This window comes from Streptomyces sp. NPDC098781 (assembly GCF_044759995.1).
Taxonomy (GTDB): Bacteria; Actinomycetota; Actinomycetes; order Streptomycetales; family Streptomycetaceae; genus Streptomyces.
The window spans coordinates 872,668-888,430 of sequence record NZ_JBIWAK010000003.1; the positions used below are offsets into that span (position 1 = coordinate 872,668).

Below are 15,763 nucleotides of genomic sequence, written 5' to 3' on the forward strand. Positions count from 1 at the left end.
AGGCAGACCCTGCACGCCGGTCCGCGGGCCCGTCAATGACTCTCGCGCAGCTAATTTCTTTAGTGACTAATGCGCATTAGGATCATCCAGCTGAACCGCATTAGGTTCACCCGACAGTCGTCCCACTGAACCGCATTAGTGCATACTGCTCGCGGAATGCGTCGCCGAATGGGGGGATCGGGTGGATCACCATGCCAGGCAAGCGGGCACCGGCCAGACGGCCGACGATGAAGGACATAGCGCGGCACGCCGGGGTCTCCCAGAGCGCGGTCTCCTTCGCGCTCAACGGCCGGCCGGGCGTGTCCGAGGACACCCGCGAGCGGGTGCGGCGGGTGGCCGAGGAACTGGGCTGGCGGCCGAGTACCGCGGCTCGCGCGCTGTCCGGTGAGGGCGCGGCGACGGTCGGCTTCGTCCTGGCTCGTCCCGCGGACACCCTCGGTGTGGACTCCTTCTTCCTCCAACTCGTCTCGGGCATCCAGGAGGTACTGGCGGAGCGTCACCTCGGTCTGCTCTTCCAGGTGGTGGAGGACGTCGCCGACGAGTGCGCGGTGTACCGCCGCTGGTGGGCCGAGCATCGCGTCGACGGCGTCCTGGTGGTCGACCCGCGTACCGACGATCCCCGACCCGACGTCCTCGACGAACTCGGCCTGCCCGCCGTGGTGATCGGCGGCGCGCCGGACGTCCGGCACCCCGGGCTGTCGACCGTCTGGGCGGACGACGCGGGCGCGATGGCGTCGGTGGTGGACGGCCTGTACGCCCTGGGGCATCGGCGGATCGCGCACATCGCCGGCCTGCCGGGGCTCGCGCACACGGAACGCCGCATCCGCACCCTGCGCGCGGAGGCCGGGCGGCGCGGTCTGACCGAGGTGAGGTCGGTGACCACCGACTACTCCGACGCCGAGGGCGCGGCGGTCACCCGCCGGGTGCTGGAGGACCCGAAACCTCCGACCGCCCTGATCTACGACAACGACGTGATGGCCGTGGCCGGCGCCGCGACCGCCGCCGAACTGGGCTTCTCGGTCCCGGCGGACGTCTCGGTGGTGTCCTGGGAGGACTCGGCCCTGTGCCGCATGGTCAAGCCGTGGCTGTCCGCCCTGTCCCGGGACAGCGTGGAGTTCGGCCGCACGGCGGCCCACGAACTGACCGCTCTGCTGGACGGAGGGGCGGCGCGGGCGGTGCGGGTCCCGGTGCCCCGGTTGATCGAGCGTGGGAGTACGGGGGTGGCGCGGGGCGCCTGACGGTCCCGCGCCATCCCGCCGTACGCCCTAGCCGCGCAGCCCCTGAAGCCCCTCGTAGGCGGCCGTCACGATCTCCATCCCCCGGGTGTCCTCCGTGGGTTCGCGCATCTGCTGGGTCACGTACGCCACGACCATGCGGCTGTCGGGCTCGATCATCACCAGGGATCCGCCCCAGCCGCCCCAGCCGTACGTGGTGCCGAACAGGCCGTATCCCAGGCCCCAGCGCACGGGCATGCGCAGGACGCGGTCGTCGCCGTCGAACTGCTCCTCCCAGGCGCGGTCGCAGCCGGCCCGGGAGAGCAGCCGTACCCCGTTCACCTCTCCCCCGCAGGCCAGGACCGACTGCGTCAGCGCGACCGAGCGGGCGTTCCCGTAGCCGCTCGCCGCGGGGATCTGCGCGCGGCGCCAGGCCAGGCTGTTCCCGTCACGGAGGCGTACGCCGTTGCCCGCCTCGGAGCCCTCCGGGTTGCCGGGGGCGCTCGCCGAGTAGTCCTCGTCGCGTCCCGTCGGCGGGATCGCGAGGGCGACCCGATGGTCGTGCTCGGCGGCCAGTCCGATGTGGAAGTCGGCGCCCAGCGGGCCGGTGATCTCCTCGGCGAGGAACTCGCCCACGCTGCGTCCGGTGACTCGGCGCACCACCTCGCCGACGAGGAATCCCTGGGTGAGCGAGTGGTATCCGGCCGCGGTGCCGGGCTCCCATCGAGGCGGCCGCGCGGCGAGGCGGGCCGTGGCGGCGGGCCAGTCGTAGAGGTCGTCGACCTGCCCGTCCCAGTCGGGCAGACCGGCCGTGTGCGACAGCAGGTGCCGTACCAGCACCTTCTCCTTGCCCGCCGCCGCGAACTCCGGCCAGTACCGGGAGACCGGGGCGTCCGGGTCGAGTTCGCCGCGGTCGGCCAGGACCAGGGCGCACAGCGCGGTCATCGTCTTGGTCACGGACCAGACGTTGACGATCGTGTCGCGCTCCCAGGGGACGGTGCGCTCGGCGTCCGCGAACCCGCCCCAGACGTCGACGACGGGTTCGCCGTCCACGAAGACCGCGACGGAGCCGCCCGCGTCCCCCGCGTCCAGCATGTCGGCGAGCGCGTTCGGGACGGCGATGAACAAACGGTCGTAGGAGCCCTGGATGTCGGCCATGTGCCCCATCCAGCCCTCCGTCCGCGCCCCGGTCAAGCGAATTTCAGACCCGCGACCGGTACAGCCCGAACTCCGCCATCCGGGCCGCCGCGCGGGAACCGGTCACCCGGACCCGCCACCGCCGCGCCCGTACCGGAGCCGCCAGCAGCAGGATGCGGCTCGCCCCGATCGCCCCGGCCCGGGTCACCTCCGCCCAGACACCGTCGCGCTGTGCCTCGACGACGAAGCTCTCCACCTGCTGCCCGTGCCGGATGTCCTCCGCCAGCCGGATCCGGTCCACCTCCATCTCCCGGCCGAGGTCGACGGTGACGCGTCCCGGTGAGACGGTTCTGCGGGCGTCGCGGGCCAGGTCCTCCGGCAGTTCGCGGTCCACCCGTTCGCGGAACTCCCGCAGCCGGGCCACGTCGGCCGCGGGCAGCAGGCCGTCCGTGTCCGGCGGGACGTTGAGCAGCAGCACCGAGTTGCGGCCCACGGAACGGAAGTAGATGTCCGTCAACTGCTCGACGGTCTTGGGCTGTTGGTCGGCGTGGTAGAACCAGCCGTCCCGGATCGACACGTCGCACTCGGCCGGCCACCACTGAAGGTGGTCGGCCACCGGCCGCGCCGCGACCAGTGCGTCGCGGCTGCCCATGTCGGGGGCGTCGTACGCGAGGGCGTAGTCGGTGCGGCCGTAGTCGTTCTCCTGGACCGGTACGACGCTCCACTCGTCCTCCCGGGCCAGTCCGCCCTCGTTGCCGACCCAGCGCACATCGGGTCCGGACACGGCGATCACGGCGTCCGGGGCCAGGGACCGGACGAGGGTGTACCAGCTGTCCCAGTCGTACTTCTCCACCTTGTCCGGCGGGATCCGGCCCTGCGCGCCGTCGAACCAGACCTCGTCGATGGGCCCGTACTCGGTGAGCACCTCGTAGAGCTGGTTGAGCATGTGGGCGCCGTAGTCCGTCGCCGGGAGCGTGTACGAGCGGGGCGGCGTGCGGTCGTCGCCCGCCACCAGGGTGGGGATGGTGCGGTCGGTGCGAGAACTGCCGTTGGCGTAGACGCCGTGGAGGTACTGGTTCTCGTCGGCGGGTGAGATGTAGACGCCGACCCTGATGCCGTGCCGGCGCATGGAGTCGGCGAAGTCGCGCAGCACGTCGCCCTGTCCGTCCCGCCAACTGCCGGCCGCCACCGAGTGGTCGGTGTACCGGGTCTGGTGGAGCACGAAGCCGTCGTGGTGTTTGACGGTGAGGATGGCGAGCTTGAAGCCTCCGTCGCGCAGGGCGCGGGCCCACTGGTCGGTGTCGAGGCCGGACGGCTGGAACACGTCCGGGTCCTCGTCGCCGGTGCCCCATTCCAGGCCCGTGAAGGTGTTCACGCCGAAGTGCAGGAACGCCGTCCGCTCCAGGCGCTGCCAGGCGATCTGCCGTGCGGTGGGGCGGACCCGGGAGGCCTTGCGGACCAGGTCGGCTTCGGTGTCGTCGGGGCTGACGGGGATCCGGTAGCGGGGGTCCTCGGCGCGGGCGGCGGGTGCCGCGAGGGCGGGTCGGCCGGCGCCGGTCGCGGCCAGGGCGGCTGCTGTCGCGACGAAGACGCGTCGGGAAACGGCCATGGGAAGGCTCCTCGGGGGTCGGTCCTCGGGCGGTCTCGGGGAAATGCCTCAGGTCAACCGCCATACGGCGGGAGTGCGCCGGTCCGGCGGGTACTGCGCGAGCCGGCCGTCGTCGGTCACGCTCACCGTCATCCGGGTGATGGCGTTGACCAGCCGGTAGCCGCCGGCCGCGGGCTCCAACTGCCAGCGCTGGAGGGTGTTTGCGGTGTCGCACGTCTGCGGCGCCGCCTCCACGCCCGGCTGGAGCGGCACGTTGAGCGTGAGCTTTCCACCGCGGACCTCCAGGCAGCCCTCCGCCGTCCGCACGGTGACATAGCCGTCGGCGGTGCGTGTCAGCTCGGCGTCGAAGGACCGGCCCCGCGTCCGGAAGGTGTGACTCCCGTCGGCCACCGGCACCCGGGTCAGGTCCCGCCACCCCGGCGCGTGCCCGACCGCCGTACCGCGCGCGGCGAACTCGGCGTATGTCCCGTCGGGATGCGGATCACCCCAGGTCGCCTGGGCGATGTGGCGCAGCGCGGGCCACATCGCGACGGCGACCTCGTTCTCGGTCTCACCTCGTCCGTTGTCGGGCCAGAGGCTGATCTTCGCGCCCGTGATGCCGTCGGAGGAGGAGAGTTTCTCGCCCTCGAAGCTGCGCGGGTCCCAGTGCTGGTCGTACAGCGCCCCGGTGTTGCTGTGGAAGCCACCGCGGACCAGGTAGAGGGCGTAGGCGGCATTCATCAACGGGTAGCCCTGGGCGAGGAGTCGGCTGGGCGCTACGGCCACGTTCAGCCAGTGCTCGACCGTCGTCCCGGCCGCCACCGGGACGGTGTTGGCGCCGGTGAGGCCGTCGTTCCAGATACGCAGCTTCCTGCCCTTGCCCGCGGCGTGGGCGTGCACACGGTTGACGAAGTCGATGAACGCGTCCTGGGGCGTGGCGTCGGCGCCGTATCTGTCCCGGGCGTACCTGAGGATCTGGGGGTACTTGGCGAAGTCGGAGCCGAGCATGTACTCGTCGGCTCCCATGTGCCAGGACGTCGAGCCGAAGACCTGTGCGTACTCGTCGATCAGGCTCGTGTAGTAGGCGAACGCCTCCGGCCTGGTGATGTCCAGACGCGAGGGCTGCTTCTTGCCGTCGGAGTCGGTCAGCTGGAGGTCGGGGCGGTTCTCGATCCACGGGTCCATGTGGCCCGGGGAGTTGATCTCCGGGATGATCTCGACGTGGTACCGCTGGCCGAGGGCGACCAGGCCGCGGATCTCGTCCTTGGTGTAGTAGCCCCAGGTGTTGGCCTCGGGGTGGGCGTCGCTCTTCACCTTCAGTTCGAGGAGCAGCTGGTTGAGCTTGTGGTACGCCATCTCACGGACCAGGTTCTCGAGCCACGGCAGGGAGACGTGGATGTAGCAGGCGCAGACGCCGACGCCCCGTTCCCGGTAGCGCGGGATGTCGACGCTGCGGCCGGCCGGGACGCGGTCGGCCCGCGCGAGCAGTTGGAGCAGGGTGCGGGTGCCGTAGAAGGCGCCGGCCTCGGTCGCCGCGGTGATGGACAGCCGGTCGCCGACGCGGAGTTCGTAGCCCTCCGCGCCGAGGGAGGCCCGGCGGGGCTGGACGTCGATGACGAGGTCACCGGTCCGGGCTCCGCCGCGTACGACGGGCACCTTGCCCTTGCCCGCGTCGTGGAGATCCTCGGCCAGGGTGCCGGCGACCCGCCGTTCGCTCGCGCTGTCGGCCACGAGGCGGGCCGAGCGGCCGAAGGTGTACGCGCCGGGCGCCGGGGTCCAGTCGGTCAGGGCGGGCACCGTGACCGGCGTGCCGGGCCGCTCCTGGGCGAGCGCGGGCAGCGGTGCGGTGAGCAGGAGCGTCAGCGCCGCGAGGACTCCGACCGATCTCCAGCGTCTCCTCATAGGACACCCCTATTCATCGGATGTCTGATGATTGAGCCGGCCCCAGGGGCTGTCAATGGGCGCTGAATCAGGCCGGGTTGCCGCATTGATCGGACGATGGGCAGGTCAGCCGTGTCATGCCGAGAACAGGCGTCGTGAAAAGTCCAAGAAGACCTGCGCGAATATCCAAGCCCTATGGGCTCTCGACGCCGGGGCCGCCGCCCGGCAGAGTTCTCCTACATACTCGCGAGTAATCCTGAGGAGCGCCCGTGACCAGCTGGGTCGGTCGGACCGCCGCCGAGATCGCCGCCGCCGTACGCGAGAAGCGGGCCACGCCACGGGAGGTGGTGGCCGAGCATCTGGCCCGGATCGAGCGGCTCGACGGCCGGATCGGCGCGTTCCGGGTGGTACGGGCCGAGGCGGCGCTCGCCGAGGCGGACGAGGTGGGTTCGCGCGGCGATCTCGGGGAACTGCCCCTGGCCGGTGTGCCGGTGGCGGTCAAGGACAACCTCGCCGTGCGCGGCGAGTCCAAGCGGGTCGGCTCCGCGGCGACACCGGACACGCCGGCCGACGACGACCATGTCACCGTGGCCCGGCTGCGGGCGGCCGGCGCGGTGGTCGTCGGGCTGACGAACGTGCCGGAGCTGTGTGTCTTCGGCACCACCGAGGGCGTGCACGGCACCGCCCGCAACCCGTGGGACACCTCGCGCACGGCGGGCGGCTCGTCCGGCGGCAGCGCGGCGGCGGTCGCCGCGGGCATGGTGCCGATCGCCCTCGGCAACGACGGCATGGGCTCGCTGCGTATCCCGGCGGCCAACTGCGGCCTGCTCACCATCAAGCCCGGCACCGGTGTGGTCCCGGCCGGCGTCAGCGACGGCGACTGGTTCGGCATGTCGGAGAACGGCCCGCTCGCCACGACGGTCCAGGACGCGCGCCTGATGCTGTCGGTGCTGGCCGACACGGAGGTCGTGCGCCCCGAGGCCCCCGCCACGTACCGGATCGCCGTGTCCCTGCGCAGCCCGATCGCCGGCGTCGCCATCGGCAAGCCGTACGCCACCGCCGCCCGCGAGGCCGCCGCGGTGCTGATGAAGGCCGGTCACCAGGTGCGGCGCGCCGACCCGCCGTACCCGATGTCGCTCGGGGTGACCTCGCTGACGCACTGGACGGCGGGCACGGCCGTGGACGCGCGGGACCTCGATCCGCGGCTGCTCACCCGCCGCACCCGGGTCCACGCCGCCGTCGGCCGGCGCTTCGTCGACCGGGTGCGGGCCGGTGAGAGCCGGGGGCAGCTGCGCCGCCGTCTGGAGCCGTTCTTCGCCGATTACGACATGCTGCTCACCCCCGCCCTCGCGCGCCGCTCCCCCAAGTCGGAGCCCTGGCACGAGCGGGGCTGGCTGCGCAACGTCATGGCCAACACCAACTACTCGCCGCTGACTCCGCCGTGGAACCTCACCGGCTGGCCCGCGATGGCGATCCCGTTCGGCACCCTGCCGTCCGGCGCCCCCACCGCCGTACAACTGGTCGGACGCCCCGGCTCGGAGGCGGAGCTGCTGGCCCTCGCGGAGCGGATCGAGTCACTGCGTCCGTGGCAGCGGACGGCTCCGCTCGACTAGCGCGGGCCCGCGCGTTCGTACGCGCGGCCGGGACGCCCTCCGGATCTTTGTGCCTTCTGCCTGTACGGCGGTCCGCTCCCGTTTGGCGAGACTGCGCAGGAAGCTCAAACGGCGCGGCGCCAAGGAGGTGCTGGGTGTCGACATCTCCGGTGAAATGGTCGCCGTGGCGGGGAAGTTCGAGGAGAGCGAGACCGGGGCCCGGTGTCGGATCACGGCGCTGCTCGAACCGGCCCCGGTCTCGTTCGTCGCCACGTGCCCGCGCCGCGAGGTGTACGAGGATTCGCTGCGGGCGGCCGGTTTCCGCGAGCTGACCTGGGTCCCGCTGGAAGTGTCCGAGGACGGCGTGCATGAGTTCGGTGCGGACTTCTGGGCCGACCTCCTTGCCAACCCTCCGCTGGAGACGCTGCGCTGCCGCGCCTGACGCCCCCCGGGCGGGTGTGCCCGCGCTCCCGTCAGCTCACCGCGAAGGGCCCGTCCGCGCCGAACGCGATGTGGGCGAAGCGTTCGCCGATGCGGTGGTGGGTGGTGGCGTCCGGGTGGAGGTCGTCGGGGAGCGGGAGTTCGGCGGAGTCGGCCTCGCCGTAGAGGTCGCGGCCGTCAAGGTAGTGCAGGTTCGGGTCGTCGGCCGCCCGCTGCTTCACGATGCGGGACAGCTCGTCCCGGATGACGCCCAGCGTCAGCTTCCCGCCCGCTCGTTCCGCCGGGTCGCCCATGGCGACGAACCGCAGCCGTCCCTCCTTCAGGCCGTCGAGGTCCGGGGCGCAGGGACCGGGTGTGTCCTCGTGGATCGGGCACAGGATGGGCGACACGACCAGCAGCGGGGCCGTCGGGTGCCCTTCCCGGACGGTGTCGAGGAAGCCGTGGACCGCGGGACCGAAGGCACGCAGCCGCATCAGGTCCATGTTGACGAGGTTGATCCCGATCTTGACGCTGATGAGATCGGCGGGGGTGTCGCGCAGGGCCCGCGCCGTGAACGGGTCGAGCAGGGCACTGCCGGCCAGGCCCAGGTTGATCAGCTCCACCCCGCCGAGAGACGCGGCGAGCACGGGCCAGATGCCGGTGGGGCTCGCCGCGTCCGAGCCGTGGCTGATCGAACTGCCGTGGTGCAGCCACACCTTGCGGTCCGTTTCCCGCGCGGGCTCCACGGGGGCGTCGGTGCGCAGGGCGATCAGCTCGGTGGTCTCGTTGTGCGGCAGCCAGATCTCGACGTCCTTGTCGCCCTCGGCCAGCCCGGTGAAGCGGACCGTGCCGGGGTGGCCGGGCCGGTGCTCGGCGGTCCCGGCCACCATGTCGACGACCACGACATGGCCGTCGCTCACGCTGCCCTGTCCCGCACGGCGGCCGTCCACGATCAGGTCGTACACACCGTCCGGGCGGGGCGGGGCGCCGACATAGCTGCGCTTGGTGGGGAGCGTGTCCAGTTCGATGGCCGTGGCCCGGGTGCGGAAGGCCAGCCGTACGCCGGACGGCTGTGACTCGGCCATGGCCAGCTGCCCGTCCGTGTTCTGGGCGCGGGCCCTCGCGGGCAGCCGGTGCGGCAGCACGCCGTGTTCGGTGCGCTCGACGTCGAGGGCACCGCGCAGGTGGTCCGCGGTGACGGGCGTGGTGATCCAGTCGTGCTCGGTGTTCATGTCCTCAGCCTGTCGATCAGGAGGTGGGCTCGGTGGGCCAGTTGCGCAGCAGGGCGTCGAGGGCGTCCAGGATGCGGGTCCAGGTCACCCCGGAGTCGGGTGCGCTGTGGCTGAAGCCGCCGGCCGATTCGAGGTCGGCGTAGCCGTGGAAGACGCTGCCGAGCAGCCGGACGGCGTGCGTCGCGTCCGGTTCCGTGAGGTCGTAGCCGCGCAGGATCGCCCTCGTCATCTGCGCGTGCCGGGCACCGGCGCTGCGGGCCGCCGTCTCGGGGTCGAGCCGCATCCGCGCGGCGGCGGCGCGGCCGGGGTGCTCGCGCTGGTAGTCGCGGTAGACGTTCGCGAAGGCGACCAGGGCGTCCTTGCCGGCCCGCCCGGCGACGGCGTCGGCGGCCCGGTCGGCCAGCTCCACCAGCGCGAACAGGGCGATCCGCGTCTTGAGGTCCTGGGAGCTCTTCACATGGGAGTACAGACTCGCGACCTTGACGTCGAACCGCCGGGCCAGCTCCGACACCGTCACCTGCTCGAAGCCGACCTCGTCGGCCAGCTCCGCACCCGCCCGGACCAGGCGGTCGGCGGTCAGCCCTACGCGTGCCATAGCCATCCCCTCATTCGCCATATGCGAGTATGCATTCACCTAAAGCCTTTAGGCAAATGGTGAGGGTATGGAGTCGATCTCCTACAGCCAATCTCGTACAGCCGTTTGCCTACAGCACGGCATGGAGCCGATCCCTACAGCGCCCGGTACATGCCGCCCCCTACAGCGCCCGGTACATGATGTGCAGCCCCACGAGACCGTGCCGGGGATGGTCGAAGGCCTCCGGAACCGTGCCGAGGATCGTGAAGCCCAGCGAGGTCCACAGAGCGACGGCCGGGTTGGTCTCGACGACGGCGTTGAACACCATGCCCCGGTACCCGTCGGCCTTGGCGGCGGCCAGGACGTACTCGGCGAGGGCGCGGCCGATGCCACGGCCGCCGCGGTCGGGGTCGACCATGAAGCCGGCGTTGGCGATACGGGCGGCGGGGCCACCGTAGTTGGGGGTGATGTACGCGGAGCCGACGACGGCTCCGGACTCGTCCTCGACGACATGGACGCGTTTGGCCGGGTTCATCCACAGCGCTCTGGCGGCGTCCTCGGAGGTGTCCGGGTCCCATGCGTAACTCTCGCCGGCGGCGACGATCCGGTGCCAGAAAGGCCAAATCCGCGGCCAGTCGTCGGCCGCGGCTTCTCTGATCAGCATGGGCGTGAGTCTCACACGCCCATGCGGTCGGCGATCGCGAAGACTTCCGCCCTCGTCAGTCGACGCTGGGCAGGATGTGGGGCTCGGCGAGGTCCTCTTCGTAGCCCGCCAGGCGGATGGGGGCGGACCTGGCCCACACGTCGAGACTGCCGATCTCCTTGGACCGACGCCCCGAGCGCTCCGTGCGTTCCTTGGGGCGCTGTTCGCGATTCGTCTGCTCAGGTGTCACCGCGCACTCCTTATGTGTCGGATCACCCTCGGGGCGGGCCGGTCCAGTCTGCGGTCCGGCACCTGACGCCCGCTCGGGTCTTACTCGAAGTCGGCTCGGACGCGGTGGCGCCGGTAACTGGCGTGAGAGCAGGCCGTTGTGCACCGGCTTGTCCCGGGACGGACCATGGGTGTGGGTTGGGACCCGGTATTGCTGTCCGTCCGCTACAGATTAACCAAATGAGCGGGCGTCCGCTCGATGGGGCTGCAAACAACCGGTAACTATCTGAAGTCGACCGGTTTTCATCTGCCCTCTATCTCCTGTTTTCTTACGTAATGCGTTGTTTACATGTCACCCGTTCGGGTCAACAGTCCTCTCCTGCACGGTCCGAGTCCACAGGACGCAGCGCAGTTCAAGTCCCGTTGGCCGATTCGCAAGGCGGCCATGATCTGCTGACGTACGGCAACGGCTTGTCCGGCGGGAGGACTGGCGCATGGAGCTGCGCAGTGTCGAAGAGCTGATGGATCTGCTGTACGCCTGCCGGGGCAGCCGGGACGCCCCGGGCCTCGGGAACGCCCGAGTCGATCTGCACCAACACGCTCTCCAGACGGCCGCGCTGCTGCGCCGAGTCCGCCCCGCCGACAAGGAACTCCAGGTCGCGGGGCTCGTTCATGCCATCGGTCCGCTGCTGCGCCCGGGCGACGTGATGCGCCACTCCGACTGTGCGGCGGACGCCGTACGGCCCCTTCTCGGCGAACGGGTCTCCCGACTCGTCCGCGACCACTGCCGGGCCCGCGACGCGGCCGACGACGACCTGCTGCGCCTGTGTCAGGCCGACGAGGAGGGCCGCATCGCGGAGTTCGACGCCGGGGTCCTTGAGGACTGGCGGGCGGTTCTGGAACTGGTGGCGTCCAGGAACTCGCCGCTCGGGGCCGTCAACTGACGACCGGCCGCGACCGGCCCGCCGTCACGCCACCGACCCCGCTCACCCACCACTTACCACTTACCGGGCGCGTAGTCCTTCAGAAAGACCCCGTACACGTCGTCCCCCGCCTCGCCGCGCACGATCGGGTCGTACACCCGCGCGGCACCGTCCACCAGGTCCAGCGGCGCGTGGAAGCCGGCCTCGGCCAGGCGCAGCTTGTCGTAGTGCGGTCGCTCGTCCGTGATCCAGCCGGTGTCGACCGAGGTCATGAGGATGCCGTCGGTCTGGAACATCTCCTGCGCGCTGGTCCGCGTGACCATGTTCATCGCGGCCTTGGCGGCATTCGTGTTGGGGTGCCCGGCGCCCTTGTAGCCGCGGCCGAAGACGCCTTCCATCGCCGAGACGTTCACGACGTACGCGCGCCCGCTCGCCGCCTTCTTCGCGGCCTCGGCCATGGCCGGGCGCAGCGCGCTGATCAGGATGAACGGCGAGGTGTAGTTGCAGAGCTGGGTCTCCAGGAGCTCCACCGGGGAGATCTGGTCGATGGTCTGCACCCAGGTGTTGCTGTCGACGACGTCGGGGACCAGGCCGCCCGCGTCGATGGCGGTGCCGTCGAGGTGCCGGGCGACGCTGGCGTTGCCCGCGACCAGGGCGAGGTCGGCGACCTGCTGCGCGTCGAGGCCGCTGATGCCGAGGGGCAGCGCGGCGAGACCGTCGACCGCGCCGGAGTTGAAGGCGCCGATGACCTGGTGGGCGGGGAGTTCCCCGGCGGGCAGCGGGGCGCTCTCGCCCTCGACCAGCGCGGCGTAGGCGGACGGCAGCCGGCGTACGGTCTGCGTGGCGTTGTTGACGAGGATGTCGAGCGGGCCGGCCTCGGTGACCTGTTCGGCGAGGGCGACGGCCTGGGCCGGGTCGCGCAGGTCGATGCCGACGACCTCCAGGCGATGGATCCAGTCCGCGGAGTCGTCCATGGCCTTGAAGCGGCGGATGGCGTCCTTCGGGAAACGCGTGGTGATCGTGGTGTGGGCGCCGTCCCGCAGCAGCCTGAGCGCGATGTACATCCCGATCTTGGCGCGGCCGCCGGTGAGCAGGGCACGCTTGCCGGCGAGGTCGGCGCGGACGTCGCGCTTGGCGCGGTTCAGGGCGGCGCAGTCGGGACAGAGCTGGTGGTAGAAGTAGTCGACCTCGACGTACCGGCTCTTGCAGGTGTAGCAGGAGCGCGGGCGCTGGAGTATCCCCGCGATCCTGCCCTCCTCGGTGTTCGACGAGGGCAGCAGACCCTCGGTCTCGTCGTCGATGCGCTGCGCCGAGCCGGTCGCCGTGGCCTCCGTGACCGCCTTGTCGTGGGCGGTCTTGGCGGCCCGGCGCTCCTGGCGGCGGCGCTGCTTCACGGTGCGGTAGATGCCGGCGGTGGCCCGGCGGACGGCGACCGCGTCGGGGTGGTCGACCTCCAGCTTGTCCAGCTCGTCCAGCACGCTCAGGCACACGGCGAGCCGCTCGGGGTCGATGCCGGGGCCGTATACGACCTCGTCACCGAGCTCGGGCACGACGTCCCGCGTGGTCGCCGTCGAGCCGTCCTCTGTCACCGTCATCGCCGCTGCCGTTCCCTGATCACCCGCGGCGCTCCGGTCGCGCCTGCTTTCGAACGCGGAATTCTACGGAGCGCCGGGCCAGTCCTCCAAAATCCGGCGAACCGGCCAGGTGAGCGGGCGCTCAGGGACCGCAGGCGGTGATCAGCTCCGCGACCTCCTCGGAGACGGCCCTGGCCAGGACATCCAGGTCCGGAACCGCCTCGGCGTCGGCGACGAGTCCGTAGTGGACGCGTCCGCGGTACGTCGAGATCGCCACCGCCAGCGACTGGCCGCGGGCCAGCGGAGCGAAGGGGTAGACCTCGGTCACCGGGTGGCCGCCGAGCTTCAGGGCGATACCGGGCAGCGGCACGCTGGTGACGAGGATGTCGAACCAGAGCCGGGCGGCCCCGCACACCAGCGGTCCGCCGAGCCGGTGGCCGAGCGCCGGTACGTGGTCGGCGAGCAGGGCGACGGCGCCCGCGCCCCGGTTGGGGCCGAGGTCCTTGTTGCGGTCCATGGCGGTGCGGACCGCGCCGAGGCGGCGCAGCGGGTCGGGGTCGTCGACCGGGAGCCGTATCAAGTAGCCCGAGAGCCGGTTGCCCTGGGGATGCGCGGTACGCGGGCGGCGCCTGGAGACGGGGATCAGCGCGCGGGGCGCGACGCCCTCGCTGCCGTCGCCGCGCTCGTCGAGCCAGCGGCGCAGGGCGCCGGCGACCACCGCGATGAGGACGTCGTTGACGGTGCCGCCGACGGCCTTGCGGATCACGTGCACATCGTCGATGTCGACGACGACTCCGGCGGTACGGCGGGTGCCGCTCGGGTCGGAGGTCAGCGCGGTCGACGAGCTCATCCCGAGGGTCGACAGGGCCACGGAGGCACCGATGTCCAGGGCCCGGCCGACATCGGACACCGCGCCGCGCAGCAGACCCGGCAGCCTGCGCACATCGGGCAGGCGGCTGCGCGCGGGCGCCTCGGGGCGGGGCCTGCGGTCGGGCATGTCCATGGGGTCCAGGACGGCGGCGGCGAGGGTCAGCGCCCGCAGCCCGTCGGCCAGGGCGTGGTGGAACTTGAACAGCACGGCGAACGACTGCCCGTCCGCACCCGGCAGCACATGCGCCTCCCACGGCGGACGCCCGCGCTCCAGCGGACGCTCCATCAGCCGGCCGGCCGCCTCGTGGAAATCGCCGGTCGGAGCGTGCAGCCGGACGTGGTCGAGCGGGTCGAAGTCCGGAGCGGGTTCGCGGGTGGCGCCACCGAAGGAGAACGGCTGGAGAAGACCGCGTGGCTGCCATGCGTCACGGATCCGCATCCGCAGCCCGGGAACCGCGGCCGCGCGCGCGGCGAGCAGGTCGGCCGCGTGCGCGCCCGCCGTGGGCGAATGCGTGGCGAAGACACCGAGCGCACCCAAGTGCATGGGGTGGGCGGCGGACTCGATGTTCCAGAACGCCAGGTCGAGGGGTGCGAGCAGGTCAGAAGTCAATGGCTTGCCTCGCGTCGGGCGACGGGTGGACCAGAAGTCAATCGCCCGCGGGCGATTACAGTCAAGTACGATCAAGCTACGCTCAGTTAACAGCAGATTAAGTCCCGCCCCTCACGAAAGGGGCGGGACTCATGGTGCATATGAGGTCACTTCACCACGGGTAGCGGCACCGGGCATCCCGAACGTGTCACCCGGGAGGCGTCACGGATCGACACTCCGCGCCCGCCCGTCACCCGAGCGGCGGCCGGGCCGGGCACCGCGCGGCCGCAGGTGAGCACCCGTTCGGCGCACGCCCGCGGGCGGCGCTCCGGGGCGGCCGCGCGCACGGGTACTCCAGATGGGCGCTTTCCCGTGTCCACCCTTCGAAGTACGCGACCCGCGGACGGCCAACCGGCCTCTCCGTAAGTTGGATTGACAGCACATCAGTTGCCGAATCAAGTACAACTTTGCGAATTCTTGGTGTAGCTCGGCCGTCGATTACGTGAGCCTCGTGGGCACCACGAGGTGACTCGGGCCCCAGCGAGAGCGACGGGCCCGGTCGCCGTCCCCCCACGTACGGCGAGAGGCAGTACAACCATGACGAGGAACCGCGCCCTGCGGTACGGCGGCCGCACCCTGGTGCTGGCGACGACGGCGTTCGGGATGATCGCCACAGCCGTGCCGGCCATGGCCGAGGAGCAGCCCACCGCGGAGCAGATCGTGGCCGATTGCGCTTCCGGGGAAGGCAAGTGCAGCTTCAACTCCCCGGAGATCGGCAAGGCCTACCTCGGTGAGCCCCGTCAGGTCTCCGAGCTGCTCTACAACTGCACCGCCTCGCCCGCCTCCCAGTCGATGGCGTGGGCCGACACCGTGGGCTCCTCCCACTCGGTGGGAGGCTCGGTCACCGTCGGCGGGGGCATCGAAGGGATCATCACGGCGAGTGTGACCGCGACGTACAACTACACATGGCAGAGCTCCCACACGGAGACGAGCACCTTCACCGTGAGCGTGCGGCCGGGGGAAGTGGGCTGGATCTCCCGCGCCCAGGTGATGCAGCGGATAACCGGCACCTGGCAGACCCACTACGACGACCCGAAGTGGGGGCACTACTACTGGTTCGTGCCCGACACGGTCACCGGTCCCGCCCCGAACGGCACGGACGGCAAGCACAACGCGGTCGTGGTCAAGTCCCGGAAGATGACGGCCGACGAGAAGAAGCTCTGCTCGTCCGGCTCGACCCGGGGAGAGCTCTTCACGCGCGGCGGCTGAGCGCACCGGGGAGGGGGCCGGCGCAGGAC

At 71.3% G+C, this 15,763-nt stretch carries 14 protein-coding genes; 5 read left to right on the forward strand and 9 right to left on the reverse strand.

Annotated elements, in window-relative coordinates; all coding sequences use genetic code 11:
- Positions 1–191: 191 nt before the first annotated feature.
- The gene (locus ACIQWG_RS15745; RefSeq protein WP_404095331.1) at positions 192–1,238 is read left to right on the forward strand and encodes a LacI family DNA-binding transcriptional regulator; all 1,047 of its coding nucleotides are present in this window, start codon (positions 192–194) and stop codon (positions 1,236–1,238) included.
- Between the two features lie 27 nt (positions 1,239–1,265).
- Here the strand turns inward: ACIQWG_RS15745 and ACIQWG_RS15750 are convergent, their stop codons facing one another.
- From ACIQWG_RS15750 to ACIQWG_RS15760, 3 genes are read right to left on the reverse strand one after another with little or no spacing between them, the layout of a single operon-like run.
- A complete protein-coding gene (locus tag ACIQWG_RS15750; protein WP_404095879.1) occupies positions 1,266–2,372 on the reverse strand; it encodes a serine hydrolase domain-containing protein in 1,107 nt (368 codons plus the stop codon).
- A gap of 43 nt (positions 2,373–2,415) precedes the next feature.
- Positions 2,416–3,960: an alpha-L-fucosidase gene (locus tag ACIQWG_RS15755; protein ID WP_404095334.1), complete on the reverse strand. Its 1,545-nt coding sequence runs from the start codon at positions 3,958–3,960 to the stop codon at positions 2,416–2,418.
- Between the two features lie 48 nt (positions 3,961–4,008).
- Entirely contained in the window at positions 4,009–5,841 is a 1,833-nt protein-coding gene (locus ACIQWG_RS15760) for a family 20 glycosylhydrolase (protein WP_404095337.1), read from the reverse strand.
- A gap of 248 nt (positions 5,842–6,089) precedes the next feature.
- On the opposite strand from ACIQWG_RS15760, the gene ACIQWG_RS15765 reads away from it, so the two are divergent.
- Both ACIQWG_RS15765 and ACIQWG_RS15770 read left to right on the forward strand, forming a co-directional pair.
- Positions 6,090–7,433 carry an amidase gene (locus ACIQWG_RS15765; protein ID WP_404095340.1) on the forward strand — a complete coding sequence of 448 codons (1,344 nt, stop codon included), beginning with the start codon at positions 6,090–6,092 and terminating at the stop codon, positions 7,431–7,433.
- Between the two features lie 82 nt (positions 7,434–7,515).
- On the forward strand, positions 7,516–7,854 hold the full coding sequence (locus ACIQWG_RS15770) for a hypothetical protein (RefSeq protein ID WP_404095342.1): 339 nt from the start codon (positions 7,516–7,518) through the stop codon (positions 7,852–7,854).
- Positions 7,855–7,885: 31 nt separating this feature from the next.
- Here the strand turns inward: ACIQWG_RS15770 and ACIQWG_RS15775 are convergent, their stop codons facing one another.
- The 4 genes from ACIQWG_RS15775 to ACIQWG_RS15790 form a co-directional block, all read right to left on the reverse strand.
- Entirely contained in the window at positions 7,886–9,064 is a 1,179-nt protein-coding gene (locus ACIQWG_RS15775) for a GDSL-type esterase/lipase family protein (protein WP_404095344.1), read from the reverse strand.
- 16 nt (positions 9,065–9,080) lie between these two features.
- Complete coding sequence (locus tag ACIQWG_RS15780) at positions 9,081–9,659, reverse strand: TetR/AcrR family transcriptional regulator (protein WP_404095347.1); 579 nt, start codon at positions 9,657–9,659, stop codon at positions 9,081–9,083.
- Positions 9,660–9,819: 160 nt separating this feature from the next.
- Entirely contained in the window at positions 9,820–10,302 is a 483-nt protein-coding gene (locus tag ACIQWG_RS15785; RefSeq protein WP_404095349.1) for a GNAT family N-acetyltransferase, read from the reverse strand.
- Positions 10,303–10,357: 55 nt separating this feature from the next.
- On the reverse strand, positions 10,358–10,531 hold the full coding sequence (locus ACIQWG_RS15790; protein ID WP_404095352.1) for a hypothetical protein: 174 nt from the start codon (positions 10,529–10,531) through the stop codon (positions 10,358–10,360).
- A 472-nt stretch (positions 10,532–11,003) separates the two neighbouring features.
- Here ACIQWG_RS15790 and ACIQWG_RS15795 point away from each other — a divergent pair, with 472 nt between their 5' ends.
- Complete coding sequence (locus tag ACIQWG_RS15795) at positions 11,004–11,453, forward strand: hypothetical protein (RefSeq protein ID WP_404095354.1); 450 nt, start codon at positions 11,004–11,006, stop codon at positions 11,451–11,453.
- Positions 11,454–11,506: 53 nt separating this feature from the next.
- Here ACIQWG_RS15795 and ACIQWG_RS15800 read toward each other — a convergent pair whose 3' ends face one another.
- Entirely contained in the window at positions 11,507–13,027 is a 1,521-nt protein-coding gene (locus ACIQWG_RS15800) for an SDR family NAD(P)-dependent oxidoreductase (RefSeq protein ID WP_404095356.1), read from the reverse strand.
- Positions 13,028–13,148: 121 nt separating this feature from the next.
- A complete protein-coding gene (locus ACIQWG_RS15805) occupies positions 13,149–14,486 on the reverse strand; it encodes a wax ester/triacylglycerol synthase family O-acyltransferase (protein ID WP_404095358.1) in 1,338 nt (445 codons plus the stop codon).
- A 576-nt stretch (positions 14,487–15,062) separates the two neighbouring features.
- Between ACIQWG_RS15805 and ACIQWG_RS15810 the strand changes: the two genes are divergently transcribed.
- Positions 15,063–15,734, forward strand: a complete 672-nt coding sequence (locus ACIQWG_RS15810; protein WP_404095359.1) for a hypothetical protein — start codon at positions 15,063–15,065, stop codon at positions 15,732–15,734.
- Positions 15,735–15,763 lie beyond the last annotated feature (29 nt).